A 9,730-nucleotide genomic window follows, 5' to 3' on the forward strand; every position below is an offset into this window, starting at 1 on the left:
TGCAAGGATTGCACCAGTCGCAACGCACCTACCTTTCAGAGGACCGGCCACAAATGGCAAAAGTTTCGATTTTTTTGACACTTTGTGACCGACCGGTTTTGCCCCGCGAAAAGGAGTCTAGGCCAGAACTTAGAGCGGTGAAGGCCAGTTGGCAAAATTGTTCGACAATCGGTTCAAAGCGGTACGGACGTACCGGATAGGCAGCCAAACGCCCCGACGAAGGGCATGTTTTTTCGCGATTCGGCCCCAAAAAGTAACCTGGCAGTCACACGAATGTGCGAGGGCGATTACGGCTGCGCACTGTTGTGGTGCGCTCTCAGGTCCCGCTTTTGGCCGAACCGCTGCCTTACTGCGGCGCGGGTTGCCTTGTTATAGTTCGGGCCTCATTTTTTGCCCGGTAAAGGATCACTGCCATGTCTCAGTACACTGCGTTCACCGTCGAACTGGCCGATAAAATTGCCCATGTGCAGATCAATCGTCCGGAAAAGATCAACTCGATGAACGCCGCGTTCTGGAACGAGATCATCGAGATCTTCCAGTGGATCGATGACACCGACGAAGTCCGGGTGGTGGTGCTCAGCGGCGCCGGCAAACACTTTTCCTCCGGTATCGACCTGATGATGCTGGCCGGCGTGGCCAATGAGCTGGGCAAGGACGTCGGCCGCAATGCGCGCCTGCTGCGCCGCAAGATCCTCGCGCTGCAAGCGTCCTTCAATGCCGTCGACAACTGCCGCAAGCCGGTGCTGGCAGCAATCCAGGGTTATTGCCTGGGTGGCGCGATCGACCTGATTGCCGCCTGCGACATGCGTTATGCCGCCGAAGACGCGCAATTCTCGATCAAGGAAATCGACATCGGCATGGCCGCCGACGTTGGCACCTTGCAACGCTTGCCGCGGATCATCGGTGACGGCATGCTGCGTGAACTGGCTTACACTGGTCGCTCGTTTGGCGCCGAGGAAGCGCGCAGTATCGGCCTGGTCAATCGCGTCTACAGCGACGCCGCCAGCCTGCTCGACGGTGTCATGGGCATTGCCCGGGACATCGCCGGCAAGTCGCCGATTGCGATCACCGGCACCAAAGAGATGATCAGCTACATGCGCGACCATCGCATTGACGACGGCCTTGAATACGTCGCTACCTGGAACGCCGCCATGCTGCAATCCACTGACTTGCGCGTGGCCATGGCCGCCCATATGAGCAAACAGAAACCCGAATTTCTGGATTGATTGAAAAATGACTTCACGCTGGACCACTGCAGTACTGGACACCGATCAACCGGGCGGCTGGGCCGTTGCGCGCAGCCCCGAAGGCTTCCTGTTCGACGACAATGGCGCGCTGTTCCCGCGTGAATGGCTCAAGCGTCAGGACCTGCCGGTTCTGGCCGAACACGGCATCGGTCATCTGGATGGCGAACCGGTCTACCTGCTGGAGCTGCGCAGTCACAGCGAAGTACCGGGCTGCAACTGGAAAGGCTTGCGGGCGTTCATGCTCGATGGCGATCACGCGGTTTACAAAGTGCTGGGTTATGCCGCGCAGATCGGCACCTGGGCCCGCGAACACCGTTTTTGCGGCAACTGCGGGCAGGCGACCTTGCAGGTGCCGCGTGAGCGGGCGATGTATTGCGAGCCGTGCAATTTGCGCTATTACCCGCGGATTTCGCCGAGCATGATCGTGCTGATCACCCGTGGCGATGAAGTCTTGCTGGCGCGTTCGCCACGGTTTGTCACCGGGGTCTACAGCACGCTGGCGGGATTTGCCGAACCGGGCGAATCGGCTGAAGACTGCCTGATTCGCGAGGTGCGTGAAGAGGTGCAGATCGAGGTCAAGAACATCCAGTACATGGGCAGTCAGTGCTGGCCGTTCCCGCACTCGATGATGCTCGGCTTCCACGCCGAGTACGCCGGCGGCGAGATTGTTTGCCAGGAGGACGAGATCGAAGACGCCCAGTGGTTCAACGTGCACGAGCTGCCGCCGTTGCCGGCGTCACGCTCGATTGCCCGTTACCTGATCGACGTCTATGTGGCGCGGCGCTTAGGCCACGCTGAACCAGTGCTGCCAGGCTAGGCGCACAGTCAGACCCAGCACTACGGTGATGAACACCGGGCGAATGAACTTGGCTCCGCCGCTGATGGCGGAGCGCGCACCGAAGAACGCACCGACCATCACCGACAGGCCCATGCTCAGGCCGATGATCCAGTCCACTTGCCCGGAAAAGATGAACACCGACAGCGCCGCAATGTTGCTGACGAAGTTCATGCTGCGCGCCACGCCGCTGGCCTTCACCAGATCGATGGGGTACATCAGCAGGCTGCTCACGGTCCAGAACGCGCCAGTGCCGGGGCCGGCCACGCCGTCGTAGAAGCCGAGGCTGAAGCCTTGGGTCGATTGCCACTTTTTCTTGATCGGGGCGTTGCTGTCCAGCGGCGCTTTCGGCGTGCCACCGAACAACAGGTAGAGGCCGCAGGCGAACACGATCACCGGCAGCATTTTGTTCAGCCATTCGGCAGGCAGGTAATGCGCGACCACGGCACCGGTCAGCGCGCCGACCAAGGTGCCGACGATGGCGTGCACCCACTGCCGGGGATGGAACAGTTTGCGTCGATAGAAGGTGAAACTGGCGGTGGCCGAGCCGAAGGTCGAACTGAGTTTGTTGGTGCCCAGCACCAGGTGCGGCGGCAGGCCAGCGGTCAACAGCGCCGGCGTGGTCAACAGACCACCGCCGCCGGCAATGGCGTCGATGAAACCGGCAATGAAGGCGACGACGGCCAGGATGGCGAGGGTGGTGAGGTCAACGCTGAGTTCGAAAGGCATGGAAATGGGCTTATTCGGCGGGGTGCAGCAAAGGGCTGCGGGGAAGGGCCGGTATCTTACCTATATCCAACTTCTGCGGCGACTGGTGTGGCCTCTTCGCGGGCAAGCCTCGCTCCTACAGGGGAATGCGCTTAACCGTAGGAGCGAGGCTTGCCCGCGAAGACTGACTTGCAGGCGCTACATCACTTGGCGGCCGGCCCATTGCCGATCTGCCACACAAACGGCGGTTCAGTCCCGTTAATCTCCCAATCCCCGACAATCCGCGCCTTGTAGATCACCGGATTGTGCGAAGACACGGTCCGCGCATTACGCCAATGCCGGTCCAGCGACTTGCCCTGACGCACATCCGAAGCCCCCAGCGCATTGAACAGCTCGGTGGTCGCCCGCTGAATCAGCTCCGACACCACCACCTGCGCTTTCGCCGATTCGAGTTCCGCCGCAACATTCGCCGCCCGCTCCAGCGCGTCATCCCCCGAAAACCGCGCCAGATACGCCCGCTGCGCCGGTTGTGCAGCCTTCAACGCGCTCGCTTCGGCGGCGTACACCAGCGCAGCCACTTCACCGACGACTTGTTGAACTTGCGAATCCTCGCTGACGCGCTGGGCATTGCCATGGCTGTAAATACGTTTGCGCTCACGTACCTGATGCGCCACGTCGCGCAACGCGGCGCGACCGATTCCGGCCAGCGTGGCCAACAACACGAGCTGATAGAACGCCGTCTGGTACTTGAAACGGGTGGCGAAGTCGATGACGTTTTCGGCGTCCACCTCGGCGTCGATAAACCGCGACGTGCCGCTGCCCGTGGTGCGCTGACCGAAACCGTCCCAGTCATCGCTTTGCACGATCCCCGGTTGTCGGGTGCGCACCGCTGCGATGACATCGCCGCCGGTATCACTGCGCTGGGCGTAGACGTCGATCCAGTCGGAAAACAGGCTGCCGGTGCTGTAGAACTTTTCACCGTTGAGCCGCCAGCCGTCGCCGTTGGGCGAGACTTTAGTGATCACGTCGCCAATCGCCACATTGCCGATTTCTGTCCAGGCACAGCCGACAATGTCGCCGTCGACAAAGCGTTTGAACCACAGGTCCCGTGCCGGCCCTGGCGTGGCGTTCAAGCGGTCCTCGGCAAACGCGAAATGCCCGCGCAGTGCCTGGGGCACGTTGGAATCGGCTTCGGCCAGTTCGATCAGCAACTCAAACAGCTGCGGCAGGGAGGCGCCGCCACCCCCATATTCCACCGGCACCCGCACCGCGCCGAAACCGGCTTCCTTCAGCCACTGGATGGGCTCGTAAGGCAGGCTGCGCGACTGTTCACGCTCAACGGCACCGGCGGCGATGCGCTGGAAAATCGGGCGGAATCTTGCGGCCAGCGCTTCATAGTCAGTGCCAATGGACAGCGGATTGATTACCTGGTGTTCGGTCATGGGACAGCTCCTTGGATCGGCAGTGGATGCCAAGGGGGATTGCATGGTCCATGCCGGAGAGGGGCGGCCAGGATTTACTGAGGCGTAGGGATTCAGATTCAGCTTGAACTGTTGCTGGGCCAACAGCGCCGCAGCAAATTGCCCTGACACACCCAGACCCATGTGGGAGCGAGCCTGCTCGCGATGGCGGTTGCACATTCAACAGATGTGTTGGCTGACACACCGCCATCGCGAGCAGGCTCGCTCCCACAGGGTTCTGCGGTTGGCTCTGGAAAGCACTGGCACGGTTGCTGCTCTCACCCCAGGACTTCCTAACGTCCCGAGGACACGTCAATGAGTCAGCAAGCCGTCAAATTTGCCTACTGGGTGCCGAACGTCAGCGGCGGGCTGGTGGTCAGCAAGATCGAACAACGCACCCACTGGGGCATCGACTACAACCGCAAACTGGCGCAACTGGCCGAAGCGGCGGGGTTCGAATACGCCCTGACGCAGATTCGCTTCACCGCCGGTTACGGCGCCGAGTACCAGCATGAATCGGTCGCCTTCAGCCACGCACTGCTCGCCGCCACCACTACATTGAAAGTCATCGCGGCGATCCTGCCCGGGCCCTGGCAACCCGCGCTGGCGGCCAAGCAACTGGCGACCATCGATCAACTGACCAACGGCCGCATCGCGGTGAACATCGTCAGTGGTTGGTTCAAGGGTGAATTCCAGGCCATCGGCGAACACTGGCTGGAGCACGACGAGCGCTATCGCCGCTCCGAAGAATTCATTCGCTCGCTCAAAGGCATCTGGAGCCAGGACAACTTCACCTTACGCGGTGACTTCTACCGTTTCGACAATTACAGCCTCAAACCGAAACCGCTGGGCCAGCCGGAAATCTTCCAGGGCGGCAGCTCCCGTGCAGCACGGGACATGGCGGCGCGAGTTTCGGACTGGTACTTCACCAACGGCAACACGCCGGAAGGCATCAAGGCGCAAGTCGACGATATCCGCAGCAAGGCCGCCGCGAACAATCACTCGGTGAAGGTCGGGGTCAACGCGTTCGTCATCGCCCGCGACACCGAAGAAGAAGCACGCGCAGTGCTGGCGCAGATCATCGATCAGGCTGATCCGGAAGCGGTGAATGCCTTTGGCGATGCGGCGAAACAGGCGGGCAGGGCATCACCGGAAGGCGAGGGTAATTGGGCCAAATCGACGTTCGAGGATCTGGTGCAGTACAACGACGGCTTCAAGACCAACCTGATCGGCACGCCCCGGCAAATTGCCGAGCGGATTGTGGCGTTGAAAGCGGTGGGCGTGGATTTGGTGCTGGCGGGTTTTTTGCACTTTCAGGAAGAGGTGGAGTATTTCGGCAAGCGGGTGCTGCCGTTGGTGCGGGAACTGGAGGCCGAGGCCCGCGTGAAACAAGCCGAAGTCGCCTGACCACCACAAAACCTGTAGGAGCCGGCTTGCTGGCGATAGCGATTTCACAATCAACATCATCGTTGAATGTTATGACGCCATCGCCAGCAAGCCGGCTCCTACAAGGGGGATATGCGTTTACAAGCCCAGGTCGGACAAACTTGGATGGTCATCCGGGCGACGCCCCAGCGGCCAGTGGAACTTGCGGTCGCTTTCCTTGATCGGCATGTCGTTGATGCAGGCGAACCGGTTGGCCATCAGGCCGTTCTCGTCGAACTCCCAGTTTTCGTTGCCGTAGGAACGGAACCAGTTGCCCGAGTCGTCGTGCCATTCATAGGCGTAGCGCACGGCGATGCGGTTGCCGGTGAACGCCCAGAGTTCCTTGATCAGTCGATAGTCCAGTTCCTTGGCCCATTTGCGTGTCAGGAAACCTTTGGCTTCTTCACGGTTGTAGGCGAATTCGGCGCGGTTGCGCCATTTGGTGTCCAGTGTGTAGGCCAGGGACACGCGCTCTGCATCACGGGAGTTCCAGCCATCTTCGGCCAGGCGAACTTTTTCGATGGCCGATTCACGGGTAAACGGCGGCAATGGCGGACGAACTTCGGCGTTAGACATTTAAAGTCTCCCAATAATATTAAAGTTCAAGCAAGTTGTCGGGCTTGTTTAAAGTGTTACAGGTCCAATAACTTTCGCGCCATGCATTGCGCATTATCGGCGGCACTGTGATCACCCATGACAAGCGCCACGGTAATGGCGCCATCGATCAGGATCAGCAGCTGTTTGGCCAGCGTCTCCGGGTCGGTTGCGCCATGTTCGGTGCAGAGCTCGCGCACGTAGTCGAGCAGCTTCTGTTTGTGTTCTTTGGCGACCAGCCGGACCGGGTCTTGCGGGTCGCCGGTTTCACCGCTGGTGTTGATGAAAGCGCAGCCACGGAAGCCTTCGGAGGCAAACCAGGCCTTGAGCACGGTAAACAGGTTGAGCAGCCGGTCGGCCGGGGTTTCGGCCTGGTCAACGGCACTTCTGTACCAGAGCATCCAGCGCACGTCGCGGCGTTGCAGGGCGGCGACGGTCAACTCCTCCTTGTTGGCGAAGTAGCGGTAGATGCTCTTTCTGGAGACGCCGGCGGTTTTCACCAGAAGATCCATGCCCGTGGCAGCGATGCCACTTTTGTAGATCAACTTTTCGGTGACATCCAGAATGATGTCGCGTGTGTCGTTGCTAGTGATTTCGTTCATGCGGCATACAGTAGAACGATCGTTCTCCTTGGTCAAATATTATTTTTTGCCGACCATGAAATCGCCTTCGCGGGCAAGCCTCGCTCCTACAAGGGAGCACGATTGACCGTAGGAGCGAGGCTTGCCCGCGAAGAGGCCATTACAGACCGTAACAAGACCCAAACCCCTCCATGGTGTAAGCTCTCAACCTCTCCGGATTCGACCCATTGCGAGCCCTATGCCGTCGCTTTTCAAACGCTCTCTGCTGCCCAAACTGCGCAGTTTTCCGCTGACCGCCGATGCCGTCACCATCCTCTCTGGCGCTGCCGAATTCCGTCGTTGCCTGTTGGAAAAAATTGCCCAGGCGACCCGGCGCATCTATATCGTCGCGCTGTACCTGCAACAGGATGAAGCCGGCCAGGAAATTCTCGATGCCTTGCACGCCGCCAAACTGGCGCGTCCGGAACTGGACGTGGTGGTGGTCGTCGACTGGCTGCGCGCCCAGCGTGGCTTGATCGGTGCCGGAAAACAGCCGGGCAATTCGGCGTGGTATCAGGAAACCACCCGAACCCATGCCAGCGTGGTCCCGGTGTACGGTGTGCCGGTGCAGACCCGCGAGCTGTTCGGCGTGCTGCATTTGAAGGGCTTCGTGATTGATGACTGCGTGATCTACAGCGGTGCGAGCCTGAACAACGTTTATCTGCACAAATTCGACAAATACCGCTACGACCGTTATCACCTGCTGCACAACGGCGCCCTGGCCGATTCGATGCAGCACCTGGTTCAGCACGGCCTGGTCGCTTCGAAAGCGGTGCATCGCCTCGATTTGCCGAACCTGCCGACCACCCGCAGCCTGCGCCACGACATCGGCGACCTGCGCAGCCGCCTGAAACATGCGGCGTACGACACCACGACGGGCACCACGGTTAAAGACGGTTTGTCGGTCAGCCCATTGCTTGGGGTCGGCAAGAACAACCCGTTGAGCCGGGTAATCTGCGAGTTGATCGCCAGTGCCCAGCATCAACTGACGATCTGCACGCCGTACTTCAACCTGCCGTTGGCGGTGACCCGGGAGATCAACCGGGCATTGGCCCGGGGTGTGAAAATCGACATCGTGGTCGGCGACAAAACCGCCAACGACTTCTACATCCCGCCGAGCGAGCCGTTCAAGGTGATCTCGGCGTTGCCGTACCTCTACGAGATCAGCCTGCGGCGTTTCGCCAAGCGTCATCATCGCAGCGTCGACAGCGGTCAGTTGAACCTGCACCTGTGGAAGGACGGCGATAACACCTATCACCTTAAAGGCATGTGGGTCGATCAGCGTTACACCTTGCTGACCGGCAACAACCTCAATCCGCGCGCATTCCGTCTCGACCTGGAAAACGCGCTACTGATTGATGACCCCAAAGGTGAATTGCTGGAGCCGCGTCGCAGTGAGCTGGCGGAGATCTTCCAGCACACCACGCGCATCGAGCGTTATCAGGACTTGCAAACCCTGCCGGATTACCCGGCGGGCGTGGCCAAGTTCCTCAAGCGTGTCAGTCGTGTGCGCATTGAACGCTTGCTCTATCGCATCCTATAAAGCCTGACGCTGCCGGGGCCCTGGCCACAGGGCCACCAGCAGCAACAGCGCAGCCGCCACCAGATACGGCAAACGCGGTTCGATGCCGTAGATCAGCGTGGCGGTCAACGGCCCGATCACCACGCCGAACCCCTGGGCTGCGCCGATGGAGCCTGCGGTCGCGCCTTGCTCCGAGGCCTCGACCGCATTGGCGGCAAGCGCGGCGAAGGACGGGAAAATCAGGCCCATGCCGCTCGCCGAGACAAAGAACCCCAGCCACAACCCCCACGCCGAATCGACCATGATGCTGCCGGAAAACCCCAGCGCAGCGACCATCGCGCCGACCCGGATCAAGCGCAGCGGCGGCCATTCCAGTCGACGCACAACCAGCTGCGAACAGATCAACGCGAAGCCGACCATGGTCAGGGCGATACCGGCCGTTTGCGCGGCGTCGGCCGGGCTCATGCCCAGTCGATCGATGGCGAAGAAGCCGACGGTGATCTGCGCGACAGAAACGCACAGCATCGCCACGAACGCGACCGCCATGGGCCGGCGCAACCGTGGATCGTTGAGGTGCACCTTGCGCGGTGCCTGGCGCAAATGCAGTTCCTGAGCCTTGAGCTTGTAACGCAGCACGAGGAACGCCAACAGCGGTAGAAACGCCATGGCGTAGAAGGGCAGGCTCAGGCTGTATCGGGACAGCAACGCCGCTATCGCCGGGCCGATCACCAGCCCGCAGGCGTTGGCAGCGCCCAATGCGGCCATGGCTTTGGCGCGGTGTTGCGGCTCGACGTTGTCGGCAATCAGCGCATTACAGCCGACCGGAATCGCCGCATAGAACACGCCGATCAGCCCGCGTCCGAGCATCAGCCCGATAAACGCCAGCGCCGCTGAAGGCAGGAATCGCAAAGACGTGTCGATGAACAGGCACAAGGCCCAATAGGCGAGGGTGAATCCCGCAGTGCCGAGCAACAGAATGCGCCGTCGTCCAAAGCGGTCGCTGGCCTGACCCCATGGACGCGCCAGCACCATCCAGATCACCCCGGACACCGTCACCGCCGCACCGGCCTGCCAGGTGGCCAGGCCCAACACCCGGGCGATGGGCCCGATCAAAGAAACGAACGCCATCATTGCCATGGTGCAGGCCATGTTGGCGACCATGAGCGGGCGCAGGTCGAAGGTTGAAGCGGACATGGGTGAGTCTTCCGTGAGCTTTTATTATTGGCGGGGGATGGTAGCAGGAGGGGGATGTGTAGGGGCTGAAAATGCCTTCGCGGGCAAGCCTCGCTCCTACAGAGGTATGCGATCCTCTGTAGGAG

Annotated in this window: 9 protein-coding genes; 4 read left to right on the forward strand and 5 right to left on the reverse strand. The window is 60.8% G+C overall.

From position 1 onward, the window contains the following. The first annotated feature begins 413 nt into the window (after positions 1 to 413). Positions 414 to 1,226, forward strand: a complete 813-nt coding sequence (locus KGA82_RS09700) for a crotonase/enoyl-CoA hydratase family protein (protein WP_223434542.1) — start codon at positions 414 to 416, stop codon at positions 1,224 to 1,226. Positions 1,227 to 1,233: 7 nt separating this feature from the next. Beyond that, positions 1,234 to 2,064: an NAD(+) diphosphatase gene (nudC, locus tag KGA82_RS09705; RefSeq protein WP_008026265.1), complete on the forward strand. Its 831-nt coding sequence runs from the start codon at positions 1,234 to 1,236 to the stop codon at positions 2,062 to 2,064. Here the strand turns inward: nudC and KGA82_RS09710 are convergent. Together KGA82_RS09710 and KGA82_RS09715 are read right to left on the reverse strand one after the other, a co-directional pair. Continuing rightward, entirely contained in the window at positions 2,032 to 2,811 is a 780-nt protein-coding gene (locus tag KGA82_RS09710) for a TSUP family transporter (protein ID WP_223434540.1), read from the reverse strand. The two genes, nudC and KGA82_RS09710, sit on opposite strands and share 33 nt — an antisense overlap. A gap of 182 nt (positions 2,812 to 2,993) precedes the next feature. Further along, complete coding sequence (locus KGA82_RS09715; protein WP_223450243.1) at positions 2,994 to 4,232, reverse strand: acyl-CoA dehydrogenase family protein; 1,239 nt, start codon at positions 4,230 to 4,232, stop codon at positions 2,994 to 2,996. 333 nt (positions 4,233 to 4,565) lie between these two features. Between KGA82_RS09715 and sfnG the strand changes: the two genes are divergently transcribed. Beyond that, on the forward strand, positions 4,566 to 5,657 hold the full coding sequence (gene sfnG, locus KGA82_RS09720) for a dimethylsulfone monooxygenase SfnG (protein ID WP_223450244.1): 1,092 nt from the start codon (positions 4,566 to 4,568) through the stop codon (positions 5,655 to 5,657). A 117-nt stretch (positions 5,658 to 5,774) separates the two neighbouring features. Here the strand turns inward: sfnG and KGA82_RS09725 are convergent, their stop codons facing one another. Together KGA82_RS09725 and KGA82_RS09730 are read right to left on the reverse strand one after the other, a co-directional pair. Continuing rightward, on the reverse strand, positions 5,775 to 6,251 hold the full coding sequence (locus KGA82_RS09725; protein WP_008038345.1) for a DUF1348 family protein: 477 nt from the start codon (positions 6,249 to 6,251) through the stop codon (positions 5,775 to 5,777). A 56-nt stretch (positions 6,252 to 6,307) separates the two neighbouring features. Continuing rightward, complete coding sequence (locus KGA82_RS09730) at positions 6,308 to 6,871, reverse strand: TetR/AcrR family transcriptional regulator (RefSeq protein ID WP_192227246.1); 564 nt, start codon at positions 6,869 to 6,871, stop codon at positions 6,308 to 6,310. Between the two features lie 217 nt (positions 6,872 to 7,088). On the opposite strand from KGA82_RS09730, the gene pssA reads away from it, so the two are divergent. Continuing rightward, positions 7,089 to 8,432, forward strand: coding sequence for a CDP-diacylglycerol--serine O-phosphatidyltransferase (gene pssA / locus KGA82_RS09735; RefSeq protein WP_008038356.1), 1,344 nt, complete (start codon positions 7,089 to 7,091; stop codon positions 8,430 to 8,432). Here the strand turns inward: pssA and KGA82_RS09740 are convergent. Next, the gene (locus KGA82_RS09740) at positions 8,427 to 9,605 is read right to left on the reverse strand and encodes an MFS transporter (RefSeq protein ID WP_223414365.1); all 1,179 of its coding nucleotides are present in this window, start codon (positions 9,603 to 9,605) and stop codon (positions 8,427 to 8,429) included. The genes pssA and KGA82_RS09740 overlap by 6 nt on opposite strands. Positions 9,606 to 9,730 lie beyond the last annotated feature (125 nt).

It is taken from the genome of Pseudomonas sp. BF-RE-22 (assembly GCF_019956155.1).
GTDB classification, from domain to species: Bacteria; Pseudomonadota; Gammaproteobacteria; order Pseudomonadales; family Pseudomonadaceae; genus Aquipseudomonas; species Aquipseudomonas migulae.